Raw genomic sequence first — 18,911 nt, 5'->3', positions numbered from 1 at the left:
CATAAAAGAGTATATAATTGTTATGAAAAAAGATTATCTGCAACAGCCTTTTGAATTGGTTTTAAAAGAACCGATGGATGTTTGTCCGCGCGGAGAGCACAGTGTCAGCTTTTTTGAACTCGTTTATATTGTCGCGGGAAGTGGTTTTCAGGAGATTAACGGAAATGAATTTGAATATAAAAAAGGAAATGTTTTTTTACTGAAACCCGAAGATTCTCACAGCTTTAATTTTGAAACAACGACGCAATTATTTTTCATTAGGTTTAACCGAGTTTTTTTCCAGAATAATACGATTGAAAATGCTTTTTTAAAACGTCTTGAACAGGCTTTTTCGAGTATTAATGGCTTTCAGAGCTGTATTATTAACGATGATGAAGATAAAACGGCGATTGAATATTTAATGAAAAGTTTATTTCTTGAAATGGACAAAGACAAACTCTATTCGCATGAAGTGATTTATCTTTTGGTACAGTCGATTCTTACGCTTGTTGCGAGAAATTTAACTCAGAAAATATCATTAATTATCAATGAAAAAACGGAGGATAAAGCAACCAATATGATTCATTATGTTCACGGGAATATTTATCATCCTGAAAATCTGACGGGTGAAAAAATAAGTGAATTATTTGGCGTTTCTAAAACATATGTCGGTCGTTATTTCAAAAATAAAACCGGAAAAACATTGAACGAATATAGTACAGAATATAAAACGAAATTGATTGAAAACCGTTTAAAATACAGCGAAATGAGGATCAATGAAATCGCAGACGAATTTGGTTTCACCGATAAAAGCCATCTGAATCGTTTCTTTAAAAGGATTCATGGTGTTTCGCCTTCTGTTTTTCGGAATGATAATTCTTGAAAAATCTACTTATATTTTCCATTATTTTTTAAAGCAAACATTTTATTACATTCCGTATTATCTTTAGAAAGCAAAGGCAAATAAAATTTGCTTTGCGAAGCGTGAAACAGGGCTTCATCAAATCAACTTGTTGATTCATCTTTGCTCACTTAATAATAAGTACTATTGAATTAAATCTTTGCGTTAAAAAATGAACAGTATGTTTGAATCAAATAAACATACTCGAAGTAAATTCCACTAAAAGAGGGGAATTTATATTCGCCATAATTTTTTTATCTTTGACGATCTAATAAATTGAAGAATGGTAGGAATTATAATGGGAAGTCAGAGCGACTTGCCGATCATGGAACAGGCAGCAAATTTTTTGAAATCTTTGGATATTCCGTATGAATTAACGGTGGTTTCTGCACACAGAACTCCTGAAAGAATGTTTGAATATGCAAAAACAGCAAAAGAGAGAGGTCTGAAAGTAATTGTTGCAGGAGCAGGAGGAGCCGCACATCTTCCCGGAATGGTGGCAAGTTGTACAACGCTACCCGTGATTGGTGTTCCTATTTTGTCGAGCAATTCTATTGACGGTTGGGATTCTGTTCTTTCTATTCTTCAAATGCCGGGAGGAATTCCGGTTGCGACAATGGCTCTGAACGGTGCTTTGAATGCAGGAATTTTAGCCGCAAAAATTATTGGAAGTGCAGACGAAAAGGTTGCCGAAAATATCCAGAAATATCAGGATTCTTTGAAAGATAAAGTATTGGGAACGGTTGATGATATTAAAGCTCAGCATCCAAACCATTTTGATAAATAATATGAATGACGGTTCACGTTTGTAATTCACAAAAAAGCCTCACATTTCGTGAGGCTTTTTCTATTTTTTAATAAACTTAAAGTTTTGGATTTTATCTTTAGAAATAATCTGTAAAATATAATTTCCTTTTAAGAGAGAACTGATCGTTATCGTATCCTGATTCAGTTTTCCGCTCATGACGATTCTTCCGCTTTCGTCTAAGATTTTATAGTCTGTTGCATCATGAATAAGATCGGTGTGGATGTTTTCTGTTGCAGGATTAGGATATATTCCACCAGTTTTTTTCAACGAATTGTCTGATGTTGAAAGAAAACAGCTTCCTTGAATATCACCACTGAAAAGCCATCCTTTACTAAATAACATATTTCTTTTAATAACGGCATTTGAAGCATATTGTAAAGAACTTAATGATCCAAGAGCAATATTATTGGCTGTGTTTGGATTATCTGCCCATCCGGAAAGAGTTTTGCTGTAATTTTCGCAATTTAATACGGTTTGGAATAACATATTGCCACCATTGGTTAAAGCTGCTAAATTCCAATTTCCAAGAGATTGATTAAAAGTAAGAGCTCCCGAAAGCATTAATCCCATACTCGTAACTTTACTCACATTCCATGATTCGATGGGCTTGTTGAAGCTTGTGCATCCGTGAAGCATGTGTCCCATACGTGTTACTTTTGAGGTATTCCAAGTACCGATAGGCTGATCAAAATAGGTATTGTAATGAAACATCCCTTCCATATTGGTAACATTTGAAGTGTCCCAATTGTTTATTCTTTCATTAAAGCGGGTATTGCCGAACGTCCATGCCATATTTTTTATATTCGAGGTATTCCATGCATTTAAATCCTGATTAAAAAGACCTCTTCCTGCAAACATATAACTGATATCCTGCGCTGAAGACATATCCCATGAATTGAAATAAGGCGGATTAAAAATATCTGTAAGCAATGTAGTATCGCCGAGACGTGAAAACATAGAACCGAAATTTACGATATGCGATGTATCCCAATTCTGCATAGAAGGAGCCCCGTTAAAACTCGGAGTATTGCTAAACATAAACGAAGCGTCTGTTACATTATTCAGGTTAGGAATATCTGTTGCTGTAAGTTTTAAAAGTCTGCAGGTTGCAAAAGCTCCGTTCATAGAAAACCACGAAATATCTCCCCATTGTTCTATTTCCAGGATTTTGTCTGAGCTTCCGAACGTCTGCCAAATCGGTAGAATCATTTCTCCTAAATTAACTAATTGCGCTTCCCCGAATCTTATTTGTTTAAAAGTTCCGCTTCCGTTTCCTACCTTTATTTTGTAGGTTGCCGAAGCCGAACCTCCGGGATTCAGTGGTGTTCCGAAATCTATCAGAACCTGTTTGGTGGAAGTCACATTATTCATTGTACCGCTATGAGCAGGAAATCCTACTTCTTCCCAATTAATAGAATAGTTCTCACCAATTCCCGGAAACCAGATTTGATCTGATGTTGCAGCATATGGCGCATCTACGGTAGTTGTAGTGATAAGACCGGGTTGCCAAGTGGTGATAAAGTCGTTTTGCGCTTGTGTTATCTGTAAAACAAAGAATAAAGCAAGAGCGAGAAGTTTTTTTAACATATTTACTATTTTCAGGGTTTATTTTTTAATGAATTTAAAATTCTGTGTTTTATCTTTTGCGATAATCTGTAAAATATAATTTCCTTTCATTAAAGAACTTACATCTATTTTTTCTTCATTTAAAACGTTTTGAAGAATAATTCTTCCGCTTGCATCTGAGATTTTATAGCTGTTCGATCCTTTTAAATTTTTAACATAAATGAAATCCGTTGCAGGATTCGGATAAATACTTAGATTATTTTCTAAATCTGCTTCTTTGGTAGAAAGGAAAGAAGCGCAATTGCTATTGTATGAATCTCCTAAGATTGTCCAACCTTTTGTACTGACAAGGTAATTTCTTGCGGCTACCGCAGCAGGATGAGAGTAGACCATAGAAAAAGCACTGGTCATATTGATATTATTTGGTGTTGCGGGGTTTAGTCTCCATCCGTAAAGTGTTTTGTCGTAATTCTGGCAATTCAGCCCTGAGTTTTGAAGCATTCCCGAGGCAACAGTCAGATCACTCAGATTCCACTTACCCAGATCTTGATTAAATTGGGTGGCATTGGTAAACATATTATTCATTGATACGACATTTGATGTGTCCCAATTACCGATGTCCTGGTTAAACGCAGTTGCCCCGTTAAACATTCCGCCCATATTAATTACCTTTGATGTATCCCAATTGCCGATATTTTGGTTAAATGCGATGGCGCCGCCAAACATTCCGTGCATATATAGCGCTTTCGAAGTATTCCAGTTGCCGATGTTTTGGTTGAAAGTTTTTGCATTCATGAACATATTATTCATTTCAATAACCTCAGATGTATTCCAGTTTCCCATTTCCTGATTATAAGTCCAGGCATCAATAAACATAAATTCCATATCCAATACGTGAGAAACATCCCAGTTATTTATTGACTGATTAAATGCTTTTGCGTTGTGAAACATGGCAGTCATTTCTGTCACGTTAGAGGTATCCCAGTTTCCGATAGGCTGGTTAAAGTTTTGTGCCATTAAGAACATTATTGCCATGCTTGTTACATTATGGGTATCCCAGTTTCCGATGGGCTGGTTGAAGTTGGCACAGCTGTTAAAAAGTGCGGTAAACAGAGTAACAGAAGAAGTCTTCCAGTTATTGATTGACTGATTTCCGACCAGAGAAGGACAGCCCATAAACATAAAAGACATATCCGAAACCAAAGAAAGATTGGGAAGGTCGGTAGCGGTCATATTCAAGTTACCACAACCTGTAAAGGCGTATTTCATAGAAGACCATGCGGTATCTCCCCATTGGTTTATTTCTGTGATTTTTGAAGTGTCTCCCGTAATATAACTAGTTGAAGGTAACGTATCAGGATCTCTGAAGAGAATTCTATGAAAATTACCGCTTCCGCTACTTACTTTTACGATATAGGTAGCGTTTGCAGGATTTGGATTGAAAGGAGTTCCAAAATCCAACAGAACTTGATAGAAAGAATTTACATTATTCAGAGTGGCGTTGTGAGCAGGATATCCACTTTCTTCCCAATATATGGTGAAATTAGTACCTCGAACCGGCATCCACACCTGAGTATCCGATGATGGGAAAGGAGGATTGGGAGGAACAGGGTTTTGAATGTTACTGGGCTTCCAAGTGGTGATAAATTCGTTTTGCGCTTTCGTAATCTGGTAGATTGAAATAAATAAAAAAAGGAGTAAAAGTTTTTTTAACATATCGAATATTTTGTAAGTTGTAGTTTTATTTCTTTATAAATTTAAAATTCTGTGTTTTATCTTTTGCGATAATCTGTAAAATATAATTTCCTTTCATTAAAGAACTTACATCTACTTTTTCTTCATTTAAAATGTTTTGAAGAATAATTCTTCCGCTTGCATCTGAGATTTTATAACTGTTTGATCCTTTTATATTTTTAACATAGATAAAATCTGTTGCAGGATTCGGATAGATTGTCATATTATTTTCAGGAAAAGTTTCAGAAGTTGCAAGAAGAGAATTACATCCACCATTAAATACATCTCCCATAATCGTCCATCCTTTATTGGTTATTAAATGATTTCTTGCATTTACAGCGAAAGGATGCGAGTATTTTAGAGGAGCAGCACTAGAAATATTAATATTATCAGGAGTTGCAGGATTCAGACTCCATCCGTAAAGTGTGCTGTCATAATTTTGGCAGCTCATCTGTGAATCAAAGAACATCATCGTTGCTGCGGTGAGAGAATTCAGATTCCAAGTTCCTAAATTTTGGTTAAAACTTGTCTCACGGAACATTTCATTCATATTGGTTACATTATTAGTGATCCAATTTCTCAGATCCTGATTGAAAGCATATGCCTCATGAAACATATGCTCCATTGAAGTTTCCGCTTGATGTATTCCAATTTCCGATAGGTTGGTTGAAACTGTTTGCCGCGTCAAACATATAGCCGAAATCAGTAACATTCGAAACATTCCAATTTCCTAAAGGCTGATTAAAATTAGAATTGTCTCCAAACATATAATACATATCAGTCACTGTTGAGGTATTCCAATTATTGAATGAAGAATTTCCAACCATTGACAGACACAGATTAAACATTTGTCTAAGACTGGTTACAGAAGATAGATTAGGAGAATCTGTTGCGGTAACATCCATATTTTCGCAGAAAACGAAAGCGCTGTCAAAAGTTATCCAGTTAATATTTCCCCATTGTTCTATTTTCAGAAGTTTTGAGTGATCCTGACAAGTATAAGCCGGAAGAAGTGTGTTATCAAAAGATTTTACCTGATTAAAAATTCCACTTCCGTTACTGATTTTGACACGATAAGTCGCATTTGCAGGAATAGGATTTGTGGGCGATCCGAAGTTGATGGTAAATTCTTTATCAGATGTAATATTGTTTATCGTTCCATTATGAACAGGATATCCGACTTCTTCCCACGATACCGTAAAATTAGTCCCTCTTCCCGGAAATTTTATCTGCTGAGCTGTTCCGGGTTTCCAAACAGTAATAAACTCGTTTTGGGCGTAAGTGATTTGAATTAAAGAAATAAAAAGAAATAGGGTTATTAGTTTTTTGCACATATCTGTGAATTAATTATTGTAAAAATAATAAATTCTTTAAAATATTAATTAAAATATAGATATAAATGAAAAAAAATAACAAAAATGATGATTGAAAAGACAATTTTACATAAAAAAACTCTCCGAATTGGGAGAGTTGATTTTTTATTCCTGAAGCATATTGTCTCGGGTGTTTTTCTGAACGGCTATCGCTCCGAAAAGTGCCAGCAAAAATGCGAATCCGTAAAATCCTTTTTCACTTGGCAGGATCGTGGCATTCCATAATCCGATAGCCAGTAAAACGATGGAAGAAAGGGTAGCAAACCAACAGATCCCGTAATAAATATCTGTTACTTTAATATTTTCTAATCGGTCACGAACGGCTTTCTGTAAAGAAACTACGGCAAATAAACCGTATAATAGAATAGTGAAATAATAGCCTTTTTCGTTAAGCAGCATTTCAGCTCTTGCAAGACCTACGATAAAACCGATCATTCCAGCTCCTAAGGCAACCCAAGATGCCGCTATGAATGCAGTTGATACATTTTGCTTTTTCATGTTAATGTTTTTATTAAGGCTTCAAATATATCATTTTTATTTGATTGTCTCCAACAACAGAAATACAAAAATTTTATTGTGTAAATAATCTATACAAAATCCTTACAAAATATACCCACAGAAATTCCTCTCCTTTGAAGGAGTTGCGAAAATTCGAAAGAATTTTTGCCTAGATGTTTACAAAGAAAGATAACAGATAGAAAGATTTCTAACTAACAAATATCTTCATTTGAGACAAACAACTTTCCTAGCCCAGATTGTAGCGACATCCTTTTTGGTTGCGGGCGGAGCGCAGCGGAGCCCGTAACCAAAAAGATACAGCGGAAAGCTGGAAATAGCTCCTAAAAAACAAAAAAACTCCCCAAAAAATTGGAGAGTTTGTATATTTTGAGATCCTTCGATAGTTCGACAAGCGCACTATAAAAGGATAACGTTTTTTAGTATCTGTAATACTCAGGTTTGTAAGGTCCTTTTACATCAACACCGATATATTCAGCTTGTTCAGTAGAAAGAACTTCTAGCTCAACGCTTAATTTTTTAAGGTGAAGAGCTGCTACTTTCTCATCCAAATGTTTAGGCAACATATACACTTCATTTCCGTAAGCTGCAGAGTTGTTCCAAAGCTCGATCTGAGCCAAAGTCTGGTTAGAGAAAGAGTTCGACATTACAAAACTTGGGTGTCCTGTTGCACAACCAAGGTTTACCAATCTACCTTCAGCAAGGATGATAACTTCTTTACCACCTTCTAATGTATAGATATCTACTTGAGGTTTTACTTCAGATTTTGTAGAACCGTAGTTGGTGTTCAACCAAGCCATATCGATTTCGTTATCGAAGTGACCGATGTTACAAACAACAGCTTTATCTTTCATTTTAAGGAAATGCTCTCCTCTTACGATGTTGAAGTTACCTGTAGTTGTGATGATGATATCTGCGTTATCAACTACAGTATCTAATCTTTTTACTTCGAAACCGTCCATTGCAGCCTGAAGCGCACAAATTGGGTCGATTTCAGTAACCGTAACGATAGAAACCCGCTCCTCTGAAAGATGCAGCAGTACCTTTACCTACGTCTCCGTATCCGCAAACTACCACTCTTTTCCCAGCAAGCATAAGGTCTGTAGCTCTTCTTACAGCATCTACTGCAGATTCTTTACATCCGTATTTGTTGTCGAATTTAGATTTAGTAACCGAATCATTTACGTTGATTGCAGGCATTACCAAAGTTCCGTTCTTCATTCTTTCGTACAATCTGTGAACTCCTGTAGTCGTTTCCTCAGAAAGTCCTTTGATATCTTTCGTGAATTCAGGGTATTTATCAAAAACCATGTTTGTTAAATCTCCACCATCATCCAAGATCATGTTTAATGGCTTTCTGTCTTCACCGAAGAATAAAGTCTGCTCGATACACCAGTCAAAATCCTCCTCATTTAAGCCTTTCCAAGCGTAAACAGGGATTCCTGCAGCAGCAATTGCAGCAGCAGCATGATCTTGAGTAGAGAAAATATTACAAGAAGACCAAGTAACTTCAGCTCCTAAAGCTACCAATGTCTCGATAAGTACAGCGGTTTGGATTGTCATGTGAAGACATCCTGCGATTCTTGCTCCTTTAAGCGGTTGAGACGGTCCGTATTCTTCACGGATAGACATCAAACCTGGCATTTCTGCTTCTGCAAGAGTAATTTCTTTTCTTCCCCATTCTGCTAGAGAAATATCCTTAACTTTATAAGGAACGTATTGTGTTGTAGTACTCATATGTATGAATAAGTTTTAATTCGAATTAAAATGAGATGCAAAATTACGATTAATAATTAAGATATAAAAACCGAACTTTCAGATCAATTATATGAAATTATATATTGTGAAAATTATTTTTTTTTAGTCTAAATAAACTATTTTTGCAGGATTAAAAATATTATCAAATTATGAACCATACACCTACTCAGGAGGACGCTCAGAAAACAGCGAAACCACTTACACCAAAAGTTAAAGAATTAATCGGAAGAACGAAAAGTGTAATCTTGGCAACTGTAGATGCAGAAGGAACGCCCAATTCGAGCTATGCACCATTTGTACAGGTAGAAAATACGTTTTATATCTTGGTTTCTTTCATGGCAAAACATACTAAAAACCTTGCCGACGGAAGAAAAACTTCAGTAATGTTCATTGAGGACGAATCTGCATCAAAGCAAATCTATGCTCGTGAGAGATTAACAATCGAAGCATCAACTTCTCAGGTTGAAAGAGATTCTGAAACCTGGAACACAGTTGTTTCTCAATTAAAAGAAACTCACGGAAAAGTAGTAGATGTAATTTCTGAAATGAAAGATTTCATCTTAATCGGTCTTCATCCTGTAAAAGGTTCTTATGTGAACGGATTCGGAAGCGCTTATTTCGTAGATGCAAATCTTGAAATTATGGAGCATAGAAATGATGTGAACCACCAATCGAAATAGTTTTTTAAGAAGGAAGCTGGAAGAGGGAAGCGGGAAGTTTTACTACTAACTGCTTTATTGCTTTTAGCTTTTTAAAATAATATAAAAAATCACTTAGGTCTTGGATTTGAGTGGTTTTTTTTGTTTCAATTTAAATTTTTACGTTTAGTTTGTCATCCTGGAAGGATCTAAGCAATACTTTAACGTACAATGTTAAAACAATTGCTTCATCAAATCAACACAATTGATTTCTCTTTGCTCCCTAAAATTTAGCTTAATATAAATAAAACTTTGCGTTAAAAATTTTAAATGAGGCGGTTAGTAGTAAAAACTTCCAACATCCCACATCTCACTTCCAGCCAAAAAAAAAATTACTACTTTTACCCAATAAACAAATTCATGCCTCTTTACCGCGATTTTTCTGATGACAATGCCACGATTCTCGTATGGAAATACGATGAAACCGAAGATTTGGATATTCATCAACTTTTAGAGCCCGAAAATGCCGAAAAAGTAAAGGATTATCATCCCAAGAAATTACTGGAGGTTTTGATGGTTCGTAAATTATTGAAAGGATTAAAACCGCATTCGAAAATATTATATAAAGAAAGAGAACCTTTTTTGTCTCCAAAAGATGCAGAAATTTCGATTACACACTCTTTTCCTTTTGCTGCGATTGCTATTTCTAAAAATAAAATCGGGATCGATATTGAGAAGTTTAATCCTAAAATTTTAAGGGTAATCGATAAGTTTACGTTTGAAACTGAAAGAGGTTTCATTCCTTTTGATAATGAAGTGACATATTATACCATTATTTGGAGCGTAAAGGAAAGCATGTACAAAATTCATCATTCCAAGCATTGGTCTCTGAAAAAACATTACGAAGTAAGACCTTTTGAGCTGAAACATCTTCATCTTATTAAATGCAGGGTTTATGACGAGCAGATTTCCGATGAATTTAAAGCGAGAGTAGAATTTTTCGACGATTACTGTTTTACGATTGTTGAGGAATAGCCGTTTCGATCGTTTCTATATCTTTAGACTCGTTTTTGTATTTTTCGATTACTTTTCTCTGTTCTTTGGCAACATCAAAAATCAGTTCCAACACATCATGAATATTTTTTAGCTCCGTTAAATGTGATATTTTATCGGGATCTCTTAAATCGTAGCCTTCATTTTCAATGAGTTCCGTTCTTCTTTTCAAAATAAGATCATCAAGAGAAGAATCTTCCGGCTCGATGCGGCTTTCTTTTTTTAAGGTTTCCGTGATGATATCTCCGTTTAAAAGATTGGTAACCTTTTGCATTTCGGCTTCGATTTTTCTGCTCCAGCCTTCTGCATCTATTTCGGGATATTTTTCGTCGTCTTTTACGTATTGAGAAAGGGAAGCGGTATAAGCGGTGATCAAATGTGAAGTCGCCACAAACTGATGCACAACTTCCAGTTTTTTCTGCTGATTTTTAGGATCAGAAATCATTCTCTGAAAGTTATCGGAAAGATTGGCTAAAGAAATGATGGCATTTTTACGCTTTACTTTATAATCTTCAACATCAAAATCTTCTTCCAGAAATTTAGAAATCACACTTTGAAAATACATTAAATTAGATTCCGCAGATTTTTTCATTAAATCTAAATTCTGGGTATGTTCCCAAACCGGAAGCACAATATAAGCCACCAGTGAAGTGATAACTCCCGCAACGATCGTATCTACAATTCTGTCTCTGAAAATAATATCTACTTTTCCCGGACTTAAAAAATTAAAACTCAGGAATACATAAATCGTCATAAACAAAACCGCCCAAAAATATCGTCCCTTCAAAAAGCTGAAACACATAATCATGCTTAATAAAAGAATACCGAACAAAAGCTCATTAATTTTAAGAAAATGAAGAATTCCGTAGGCAATCGAAGCTCCGGCAATCGTTCCGTACAATCTCAGGAGATTTCTTTGTTTGGTGATGGAGTAGGCGGGTTTTAAAATCGCGACAATGGTAATTAATATCCAATACGTATGTCCGATTCCCAAAAACTGAAATAATGAAAACAAATATCCCAGTAATAAAGCAATCGTAATTCTCAAGGCATGACGAAAATGAGAAGACGAAAATGAAATATTATTTTTTAAAACTTTAAAATTAAGTTTCTCTTCATTCGGCATGAATTTTTTTAAATCTAATCCTGTGGAAAGACTTTTTGCCAGTTTTACATTTTGTGAAAACACTTTATAGATCTCGTTGATTTCTTTCGTGATTTCGTTGATACGCATTAAAATCTGGCGCAAAACCATGAAATTTTCAAAATTATCAGGAGAAATTTGCTTATTTCTGAGATCGAAATAATTCTGACTTAAATTTCTTAATTCAGTATCAAGGTCAACCATCGGCTTTGCTCTTGTTCCGATCTGAAGCGAAATTCCGATGTTGGTAATTTCTTCGGCAAGCAAATTCAGATAATCGTGGATATTGACTAAAATTGGCGTATCATCAAAACTTTGCTGTAATTTCTGATAATCACTTTCTGAAGTCATCAGTTTTTCATGAAGATCCATCGAATTCAAAAACATCAACATTAGCAAACGGCTTGTTGTCGTCGATTCATTAACGATGGTTCTTGTTTTGAAAACGGTTTCTCTGGTTTCTTCCTGAAGGTTTTTTATTCCGATTTGTTTGGCGATAACTTGTGTTGTCAGTTTATCGAAATCAGGATTTTTTTGGTAATAATTGGCTTTAATTTTTAAAAATTCGGCGAGCTGAAGATAATTTTCTCCAATCATCTGACTTGCCAGTTTATACGGCTGAATGGTGGTTACAATTAAAAATATCAATAAAAACCAAGCACAACCCGATGCGAAAATCAATAAACTTTTAAAAATATTAGTTCCTGTTAAATGCCCGTCAATAAAGATCGCGAGAACAACCAATGATAACGAACCAACTGCGGCTAATCTCTGTCCGTAAACTCCGATTAAAGAGAAGAACATTCCAAAGACGATAATTTCTGCAAACACCAGAATTTTAAAATTCATGACTAAACTGGCGATCAACGAAACCAATACAAAACAGATAATGGCAAAAGTAAGTGCATTTCTTCTTCGGATAAACGGTCCCGGCTGATCAGTAAGTGCTACGAAACTCGTGCCGAGCGGAAAAAGAAAATATTCTTTCAAAATCCCAAAGTGGGCGAGAACCAAACATGGCAAAACAGTAGCCAATGTAATTCTGATCGCAGAGTATACATATTGACTGGTAACGAATTTTTTAAGTTCCGCGGAATAGTTCATAGTACAAAAATAATTAATGAAAACAAAAAAGCCTCATAAATATGAGACTTTTATAGATTTATATGTTTTTACTCATTATTCCTTCTGTTTTTGAGCAATATCCACGTAGAAATTTTAAATTGTTTTCTGCTTATTCGGTCTTCCCATGATACGATGCACCAATAGGTTGCTGTAGGAATCACTCTTCCTAGATACTTTCCGTCCCATATCGGGTTTTGTTCGTTGGCTTTGAAAATCTGTTTCCCATAACGATCGAATATAACGGCCGAAAAATTCTTAAATTTTTTAATTCCTGAGAAATCTATGACATCATTATGACCGTCACCATTCGGGGTAATGGTATTGGGAATGAAAAATGTGTAATATACTACAGTAGTGTCACATAGAGTTCTTACATTTCTTACTCTGATGGTATATTCCGTATTTCTATGAACATTATTGAATATATTGGAACTTTGCCATACAATTCCGTTGTCGATAGAATATTCCAGTGGTGAAGTTTCATTATTCTTTGCTTTAATTGTTAAGGCATCATTCTCATATATAATTTCCAGAATTTCCGGAACCTTGGAATATGAAACTGTCGCCGAAAATTCTTTTGAACAAACTCCGTTGTTTATAGTTACTATATAGGTTTCCTTCCTGAGTCGGGCTTATTGTCTGGGATGTTTCTCCGGTATTCCAGCTATATGTATAATTGGGACCAGATCCGGCATCTAATAAGCCTTCGTTACCTTCACAAATCTGGATATCTGATAATGAAGAAATAATCGCCGGAACAACAGTAATCGTAATTGTTGTCTCAGCAGTACAGCCATTGGCTCCTACTCCGGATACGGTATAGCTGGTTGTAGATGTTGGGGAAACTGTTTGGGTATTTCCATTTCCCGGTAGTCCTGTCCAAGTATAAGTCAACGCTCCTGATACAGTAAGTATTATAGATTCTCCTTTACATATTGCAAGAGCAGGTGCAGTAAGGGAAATAGGGGGTGGTGTAGTATCTTGTATCACCGTTACTGAGCTTTGTTTTACACATCCTGATGGAGTTGCACTGGTAATTGTAAGAGTATAAATTCCTCCGGCATCTACTACAGGATTTAATGTATTTGCTCCCGAAACAATATTTCCACCCGCCGTTGCTACCCATGAAAAAGTAGCTCCGGACCCATACACAGAAGCTGTCGCATCTAATGTAATCTCTTGAACAATACAAGTAATTGATTGTGAAGGAGCGACTATGTCTACAATAATTAGAGGATCCATATTTACAGTTACCGATTCTTGATACTGGCATCCCAAAGCTGTAGTAACCGTTACGGTATAAACTCCCGGAGTTGTTACAGTAATGGTATTACCTGTATCTCCTGTAGACCAAATATAGGTATTTCCGGTTCCGTTAGTATTGGCTGTAAGTGTAGTAGAATCTCCTTCGCAAAATATTAAATTTCCTGTAATTTGAAGATCAGGATCGATTCCCTGAGCAATTGTGATAGAAACAGGATTGCTTATACAAGTTCCGTTATTATTGGTGAGGGTATAAGTTCCACCATTGGAAACTGTGATCGTTTGGGTAGTTTCTCCTGTAGACCAAATATTACCGGTAGCAAAACTAGAAGTTAAAGTAATGGGGGTGTTATTACAAATAACATTAGCTGAAGCTGTAATTACCGGAACGGGTTTTATATTTACAGTTAATTGTAGTTCGGCAATCTTGAAACATCCTTGAGTGGATGTAACTCTTACATATATTGTAGTATTGGCAGAAGTAAAAGCTGTGGGAGTTGGGATGGTATTTCCGTTTCCTGCAATAGCGTCTGCCTGATTGATGTAATAGGTAAAAATGACACCAGGAGTTGTACTAATATCAGCAGTCGCTGTAGTAAGATCGAAAGTTCCTGTTGCCGAGTCTGAACATAAGCTTAAACTTGCATTTTGAACAACCGGTACCACACCTTGTGTAACGGTAGCTGATGCTTGATACTCACAACCCGAAGGTGTAGTAACCGTTACGGTATAAGATCCTGCTGTTGATACAGAGATTGTATTTCCTGTGTCACCTGTTGACCAAGTATAGGTATTCCCAGTTCCGGTGGAAGATGCAGTTAATTGATTTGCTCCTTCACATAAAACTAAGTTTCCTGTGATTTGAACATTAGGATCCATATCCTGAGCAATTGTAATAGAAACCGGATTGCTTGTACAAGTTCCGTTATTATTGGTCAAAGTATAAGTTCCACCATTGGAAACTGTGATCGTTTGGGTAGTTTCTCCTGTAGACCAAATATTACCGGTAGCAAAACTAGAAGTTAAAGTAATAGAGGTGTTATTACAAATAACATTGGCTGAGGCTGTAATTACCGGAACGGGTTTTATATTTACAGTTAATTGTAGTTCGGCAATCTTGAAACATCCTTGAGTGGATGTAACTCTTACATATATTGTAGTATTGGCAGAAGTAAAAGCTGTGGGAGTTGGGATGGTATTTCCGTTTCCTGCAATAGCGTCTGCCTGATTGATGTAATAGGTAAAAATGACACCAGGAGTTGTACTAATATCAGCAGTCGCTGTAGTAAGATCGAAAGTTCCTGTTGCCGAGTTTGAACATAAGCTTAAACTTGCATTTTGAACAACCGGTACCACACCTTGTGTAACGGTAACTGATGTTTGATACTCACAACCCGAAGGTGTAGTAACCGTTACGGTATAAGATCCTGCTGTTGATACAGAGATTGTATTTCCCGTGTCACCTGTTGACCAAGTATAGGTATTCCCAGTTCCGGTGGAAGATGCTGTCAATTGATTTGCTCCCTGACATAAAATTAGGTTTCCTGTAATTTGAACATTAGGATCCATATCCTGAGCAATTGTGATAGAAACAGTATTACTTACACAAGTTCCGTTATTGTTGGTCAGAGTATAAGTTCCACCATTAGAAACTGTAATCGTTTGGGTAGTTTCTCCTGTAGACCAAATATTACCAGTAGCAAAACTAGAAGTTAAGGTAATGGGAGTATTGTTACAAATAACATTGGCTGAGGCTGTAATTACCGGCACAACTTCTATATTTACAGTTAATTGTAGTTCGGCAACCTTGAAACATCCTTGAGCGGATGTAACTCTTACATATATTATAGTATTGGCAGAAGTAAAAGCTGTGGGAGTTGGGATGGTATTTCCGTTTCCTGCAATAGCGTCTGCCTGATTGATGTAATAGGTAAAAATGACACCAGGAGTTGTACTAATATCAGCCGTTGCTGTAGTAAGATCGAAAGTTCCTGTTGCCGAGTTTGAACATAAGCTTAAACTTGCATTTTGAACAACCGGTACCACACCTTGTGTAACGGTAGCTGATGCTTGATACTCACAACCCGCAGGCGTAGTAACCGTTACGGTATAAGATCCTGCTGTCGATACAGAAATTGTATTTCCCGTGTCACCTGTTGACCAAGTATAGGTATTCCCAGTTCCGGTGGAAGATGCTGTCAATTGATTTGCTCCCTGACATAAAATTAGGTTTCCTGTAATTTGAACATTAGGATCCATATCCTGAGCAATTGTGATAGAAACAGTATTACTTACACAAGTTCCGTTATTGTTGGTCAGAGTATAAGTTCCACCATTAGAAACTGTAATCGTTTGGGTAGTTTCTCCTGTAGACCAAATATTACCAGTAGCAAAACTAGAAGTTAAGGTAATGGGAGTATTGTTACAAATAACATTGGCTGAGGCTGTAATTACCGGCACAACTTCTATATTTACAGTTAATTGTAGTTCGGCAACCTTGAAACATCCTTGAGCGGATGTAACTCTTACATATATTATAGTATTGGCAGAAGTAAAAGCTGTGGGAGTTGGGATGGTATTTCCGTTTCCTGCAATAGCGTCTGCCTGATTGATGTAATAGGTAAAAATGACACCAGGAGTTGTACTAATATCAGCAGTCGCTGTAGTAAGATCAAAAGTTCCCGTTGCCGAGTTTGAACATAAGCTTAAACTTGCATCTTGAACAACCGGTACCACACCTTGTGTAACGGTAACTGATGTTTGATACTCACAACCCGAAGGTGTAGTAACCGTTACGGTATAAGATCCTGCTGTTGATACAGAGATTGTATTTCCCGTGTCACCTGTTGACCAAGTATAGGTATTCCCAGTTCCGGTGGAAGATGCTGTCAATTGATTTGCTCCTTGACATAAAACTAAGTTTCCTGTGATTTGAACATTGGGATCCGGCTCGGCTGCGATAGTAACAGAAGCCGCTGCGCTTGTACACACATTATCCGAATAGAGTACTGTATAGATTCCTGGTGTAGTTACGGTAATGGTTTGAGTGGTTTCACCAGTAGACCAAACATTTCCTGTTGCATGATCAGAGGTAAGCGTTACGCTGCCTCCAAAACAAATGGTTGAAGAAGAGCTTGTGATTACGGGAGGATCACAATCACAAGGATTAATAGATGAATCTTGAGAAGAACCAATACCTTGTCCCTGATCTCCTCCAATATCTGCAGCTCCGCCGGTATTAGCTAAAACCGGAACTCCTTGAGCATCTACAGCTCCTGCTATAGATCCATTGGCATTGATTTGAGATGTTGTGACGTTTTCATCACCTTCTATAGAATCAAAACATCCATCTCCATCAGAATCCAGATCTAAATGATTGGGAATACCATCATTATCTGTGTCACAAAGAGGTGCTGGATTGGCGCCAAAGGTAAAATTACTCCAATTTTCTGAGACCGTATAATCGAAAGAAATAGAATTATGAGTACCAGGTACTTTAATGATAGTATAACCTTCTAATGCCGTAATTTGAGTTGGAGAATTAATGACAAAATATCCAGACTGAGAATAAGACCATAAAACTTGAACAGGCTTATTAAATATAATAGGAACCGTTATGGAAGTACTTCCAATAGATGAGAATACTAATATAGGATCCACCATTGGCTGGGCAAATGTTAATGTATTGGTTGAAGCTTGAGTATTACCTATTGTGGGATTATTATTAGGAACAGCATATGAAGCCGGAAAGAATGAATGATTATACACAGATGTTGAAGCAATCATAGGTTTACTTGACGTAAAAGTATAGTCTATTCCGTTTATTACTCCCTGAGCTTGGGTTTTATCTGGGGAGAAACTAATGGGTCCCGTCCAATAGAATTGGGTAGGGCATTCAACATTATCCGGAATACCATCATTATCATCATCCAGATCTATATCGTCGATAAGACCGTCGTTATCACTGTCTAAGCAAGCGGAGACCGTAAGCAGTATTTTTGCTTCGTCATTATCACAAATGAGACCGGAATTATCTTTTACAACTACTGAAATTGTTTTACTTGTAGTGAATTGATAATTTGTGGGATTTGATATGGGAACAGTGCTGCCTTGTTCAAAATAAGTAAAAGTGTAATTTCCAGGGTTACTGACGAATTGAGAATTATAAGAAGTAAGATCTACTGTAGATGATCCCTGACAAAAAGATTGAGATGCCGTTTGTGTTAAAATAGCAACTTTATCGGTATATATTTTAACATTTTTAATAGAATGTCTTGCGCTAAATGCACCGGTGGAAGCAGAGAATCCGAAATATCCCTGAGTAAGCCCTATTGCACTGCCTGAAGGAGTAAATGATTGGTTTACAATGAGGTTTCCATTTATTTTCATGTTTATAATCCAATTAGCCGGATTAGCCGGATCTTCTTGGCCATTTACTTCTACATGTTTATAAGTTGATCCTACAAAAGGTATTGTTGCGCTAAGATTAGATGAATGGTATGAACTCCCTGGAGTATTATTAAATTCGATATTTGCTGGATTGCCATTATTAACCCCGTATAAAATATGAACCTTGCTCATAGAATTTTCGGTTGAATTGTTGAAGACATCAAAGCCAATCATCAATCCTGCGGCATTATAAGGAATACCCAATCCTGCTCCATTTACATAAGAAGATGGGGGATTTTCCAAATACCAAAATGCTAAGCCGTCAGCTTTACCACTTCCATCAATTCTAAAATCAAATTCTATTTTCCATTTTTTGCAATATCTAAGATTGATAGGCTCATCTAATTGAATACCTCCTACCTGTAAATAATTATCTGATGTAAGTTGTATAAAATCACCATTCACAGTTGCAGACGGAACAATACTCCATCCCGTTGTGTTTACCGGGTTACCTACAAGCTGATGCGTTTGGGAAAGAAAATTACTATATGTACACAAAAATATAGTAAGATAAGTAAATAGTTTTTTTATCATTTTATGTGTTTAGATTAATACAAAGGCTGTTCGTTCTTAAGTTCTTATTTAAGCACGAATAACCAATTAT

The 18,911-nt window shown here is 36.3% G+C and carries 12 protein-coding genes and 1 pseudogene; 4 read left to right on the top strand and 9 right to left on the bottom strand.

Going from position 1 to position 18,911, the window contains the following annotated elements; translation table 11 throughout:
- Positions 1 to 22: 22 nt before the first annotated feature.
- Positions 23 to 862, top strand: a complete 840-nt coding sequence (locus J3D55_RS17630) for an AraC family transcriptional regulator (protein ID WP_259132791.1) — start codon at positions 23 to 25, stop codon at positions 860 to 862.
- Between the two features lie 301 nt (positions 863 to 1,163).
- Positions 1,164 to 1,667 carry a 5-(carboxyamino)imidazole ribonucleotide mutase gene (gene purE / locus J3D55_RS17625; RefSeq protein WP_259132790.1) on the top strand — a complete coding sequence of 168 codons (504 nt, stop codon included), beginning with the start codon at positions 1,164 to 1,166 and terminating at the stop codon, positions 1,665 to 1,667.
- Positions 1,668 to 1,727: 60 nt separating this feature from the next.
- Here the strand turns inward: purE and J3D55_RS17620 are convergent, their stop codons facing one another.
- The 6 genes and pseudogenes from J3D55_RS17620 to ahcY all read right to left on the bottom strand — a co-directional run bounded on the left by J3D55_RS17620 (position 1,728) and on the right by ahcY (position 8,614).
- On the bottom strand, positions 1,728 to 3,275 hold the full coding sequence (locus J3D55_RS17620) for a BspA family leucine-rich repeat surface protein (RefSeq protein WP_259132789.1): 1,548 nt from the start codon (positions 3,273 to 3,275) through the stop codon (positions 1,728 to 1,730).
- Positions 3,276 to 3,293: 18 nt separating this feature from the next.
- Positions 3,294 to 4,970 (bottom strand): BspA family leucine-rich repeat surface protein, encoded by a 1,677-nt coding sequence (locus tag J3D55_RS17615; RefSeq protein WP_259132788.1) that lies wholly within the window; start codon positions 4,968 to 4,970, stop codon positions 3,294 to 3,296.
- Between the two features lie 25 nt (positions 4,971 to 4,995).
- Positions 4,996 to 5,604, bottom strand: a complete 609-nt coding sequence (locus J3D55_RS17610) for a BspA family leucine-rich repeat surface protein (protein ID WP_259132787.1) — start codon at positions 5,602 to 5,604, stop codon at positions 4,996 to 4,998.
- A complete protein-coding gene (locus tag J3D55_RS17605; protein WP_259132786.1) occupies positions 5,594 to 6,322 on the bottom strand; it encodes a BspA family leucine-rich repeat surface protein in 729 nt (242 codons plus the stop codon). The genes J3D55_RS17610 and J3D55_RS17605 overlap by 11 nt, the downstream gene beginning before the upstream one ends.
- A gap of 144 nt (positions 6,323 to 6,466) precedes the next feature.
- Positions 6,467 to 6,859 carry an inner membrane protein YiaA gene (yiaA, locus tag J3D55_RS17600; RefSeq protein ID WP_259132785.1) on the bottom strand — a complete coding sequence of 131 codons (393 nt, stop codon included), beginning with the start codon at positions 6,857 to 6,859 and terminating at the stop codon, positions 6,467 to 6,469.
- A gap of 437 nt (positions 6,860 to 7,296) precedes the next feature.
- Positions 7,297 to 8,614, bottom strand: a pseudogene (gene ahcY, locus J3D55_RS17595) (adenosylhomocysteinase).
- A gap of 170 nt (positions 8,615 to 8,784) precedes the next feature.
- Between ahcY and J3D55_RS17590 the strand changes: the two are divergent.
- Complete coding sequence (locus J3D55_RS17590) at positions 8,785 to 9,315, top strand: HugZ family pyridoxamine 5'-phosphate oxidase (RefSeq protein WP_259132784.1); 531 nt, start codon at positions 8,785 to 8,787, stop codon at positions 9,313 to 9,315.
- Between the two features lie 378 nt (positions 9,316 to 9,693).
- A complete protein-coding gene (locus tag J3D55_RS17585) occupies positions 9,694 to 10,308 on the top strand; it encodes a 4'-phosphopantetheinyl transferase family protein (protein WP_259132783.1) in 615 nt (204 codons plus the stop codon).
- On the opposite strand, the gene J3D55_RS17580 is transcribed toward J3D55_RS17585, so the two are convergent.
- From J3D55_RS17580 to J3D55_RS17575, 3 genes are all read right to left on the bottom strand, one after another.
- The gene (locus J3D55_RS17580; protein WP_259132782.1) at positions 10,289 to 12,574 is read right to left on the bottom strand and encodes an FUSC family protein; all 2,286 of its coding nucleotides are present in this window, start codon (positions 12,572 to 12,574) and stop codon (positions 10,289 to 10,291) included. The two genes, J3D55_RS17585 and J3D55_RS17580, sit on opposite strands and share 20 nt — an antisense overlap.
- A gap of 68 nt (positions 12,575 to 12,642) precedes the next feature.
- Positions 12,643 to 12,912 carry a T9SS type B sorting domain-containing protein gene (locus tag J3D55_RS22590; RefSeq protein ID WP_374759524.1) on the bottom strand — a complete coding sequence of 90 codons (270 nt, stop codon included), beginning with the start codon at positions 12,910 to 12,912 and terminating at the stop codon, positions 12,643 to 12,645.
- A 199-nt stretch (positions 12,913 to 13,111) separates the two neighbouring features.
- A complete protein-coding gene (locus J3D55_RS17575; protein WP_259132781.1) occupies positions 13,112 to 18,841 on the bottom strand; it encodes an FIDD domain-containing protein in 5,730 nt (1,909 codons plus the stop codon).
- Between the last annotated feature and the right edge of the window lie 70 nt (positions 18,842 to 18,911).

Origin of the sequence: Chryseobacterium ginsenosidimutans, from assembly GCF_024807225.1 — a bacterium.
GTDB classification, from domain to species: domain Bacteria; phylum Bacteroidota; class Bacteroidia; order Flavobacteriales; family Weeksellaceae; genus Chryseobacterium; species Chryseobacterium ginsenosidimutans.
The sequence above is the reverse complement of the archived record's forward strand: the minus strand, read 5'-3'. Positions and strand labels throughout refer to the sequence as shown.

Excerpts from the sequence above, each read along its gene's own strand:
- J3D55_RS17575 (WP_259132781.1), bottom strand. The coding sequence starts at position 18,841 with ATGATAAAAAAACTATTTACTTATCTTACTATATTTTTGTGTACATAT.
- J3D55_RS17615 (WP_259132788.1), bottom strand. The coding sequence starts at position 4,970 with ATGTTAAAAAAACTTTTACTCCTTTTTTTATTTATTTCAATCTACCAG.
- J3D55_RS17620 (WP_259132789.1), bottom strand. The coding sequence starts at position 3,275 with ATGTTAAAAAAACTTCTCGCTCTTGCTTTATTCTTTGTTTTACAGATA.
- yiaA (WP_259132785.1), bottom strand. The coding sequence starts at position 6,859 with ATGAAAAAGCAAAATGTATCAACTGCATTCATAGCGGCATCTTGGGTT.
- J3D55_RS17630 (WP_259132791.1), top strand. The coding sequence starts at position 23 with ATGAAAAAAGATTATCTGCAACAGCCTTTTGAATTGGTTTTAAAAGAA.
- J3D55_RS17610 (WP_259132787.1), bottom strand. The coding sequence starts at position 5,604 with ATGTTTCATGAGGCATATGCTTTCAATCAGGATCTGAGAAATTGGATC.
- J3D55_RS17580 (WP_259132782.1), bottom strand. The coding sequence starts at position 12,574 with ATGAACTATTCCGCGGAACTTAAAAAATTCGTTACCAGTCAATATGTA.
- J3D55_RS17590 (WP_259132784.1), top strand. The coding sequence starts at position 8,785 with ATGAACCATACACCTACTCAGGAGGACGCTCAGAAAACAGCGAAACCA.
- J3D55_RS17605 (WP_259132786.1), bottom strand. The coding sequence starts at position 6,322 with ATGTGCAAAAAACTAATAACCCTATTTCTTTTTATTTCTTTAATTCAA.
- purE (WP_259132790.1), top strand. The coding sequence starts at position 1,164 with ATGGTAGGAATTATAATGGGAAGTCAGAGCGACTTGCCGATCATGGAA.
- J3D55_RS17585 (WP_259132783.1), top strand. The coding sequence starts at position 9,694 with ATGCCTCTTTACCGCGATTTTTCTGATGACAATGCCACGATTCTCGTA.